We start from the raw sequence: 713 nt of genomic DNA on the forward strand, positions 1-713 counted from the left end.
TTAAAAACATATAAGTCAATTAAACAAATCTGAATGCGTTCCTGTACGCTCAAATCGTAATTGATTACTAGTAATTTTATAAATTAAAAGCCAATCTGGCTCAATATGTATATTCCTAAAACCCTGCCAATTTGCTTTAAGCGAATGATCTTTATAACGTAAAGGTAATGGCTCTCTTTGCTCTAATAACAGCATTACTTTTTTAATTTTGCCCAAATCTTTCCCACGCTTAGCAACCATTTTAAGGTCGCGTTTAAATTGATTTGAACGAATTACCTGAAACATTAAATACCCAAATCACGAAACAAATCATCCATATCTTTAGCTATATATATATCTTCTCCTCTTTCACTTTTCTCAAAAGTCTCAAGTGTTTTTGCATTAGGAACATACATATCAAACGGCAGTCCTTTTTCATTGACAACTTTAGTTAAAGCAATCCGCATAAAATCAGACACCGTAAGTCCTAGAGTTGCTAATATTTCATGCGCTTCTTTTTTTAAATTCTTATCTATGCGTGCTCGCACGACATCTCTTGAATCCACTACTGTATTCATAAGTAAACCTCCTCTGTTTTTTTACTATAGCCCATTTGGGCTATAGTAACAAGTTTTTAATGCTTTAGGTTCCTTACCGTATCACATCTTTTGATTTTGCACGCGCCATCACATTGTTTTGCTCTTGTATATGTTTCTGTTGCAAGAACTTTATCG

At 33.5% G+C, this 713-nt stretch carries 2 protein-coding genes; both read right to left on the minus strand.

The window, feature by feature from the left end; all coding sequences use genetic code 11:
* Positions 1-15: 15 nt before the first annotated feature.
* The gene (locus tag BN338_RS09445) at positions 16-285 is read right to left on the minus strand and encodes a type II toxin-antitoxin system RelE/ParE family toxin (protein WP_039761565.1); all 270 of its coding nucleotides are present in this window, start codon (positions 283-285) and stop codon (positions 16-18) included.
* Positions 285-557 carry a type II toxin-antitoxin system RelB/DinJ family antitoxin gene (locus tag BN338_RS09450; RefSeq protein WP_039761567.1) on the minus strand — a complete coding sequence of 91 codons (273 nt, stop codon included), beginning with the start codon at positions 555-557 and terminating at the stop codon, positions 285-287. Before BN338_RS09450 ends, BN338_RS09445 begins: the two co-directional genes overlap by 1 nt.
* Positions 558-713 lie beyond the last annotated feature (156 nt).

Source organism: Bartonella queenslandensis AUST/NH15 (assembly GCF_000312585.1).
Taxonomy (GTDB): Bacteria; Pseudomonadota; Alphaproteobacteria; order Rhizobiales; family Rhizobiaceae; genus Bartonella; species Bartonella queenslandensis_A.

Excerpts from the sequence above, each read along its gene's own strand:
- BN338_RS09445 (WP_039761565.1), bottom strand. The coding sequence starts at position 285 with ATGTTTCAGGTAATTCGTTCAAATCAATTTAAACGCGACCTTAAAATG.
- BN338_RS09450 (WP_039761567.1), bottom strand. The coding sequence starts at position 557 with ATGAATACAGTAGTGGATTCAAGAGATGTCGTGCGAGCACGCATAGAT.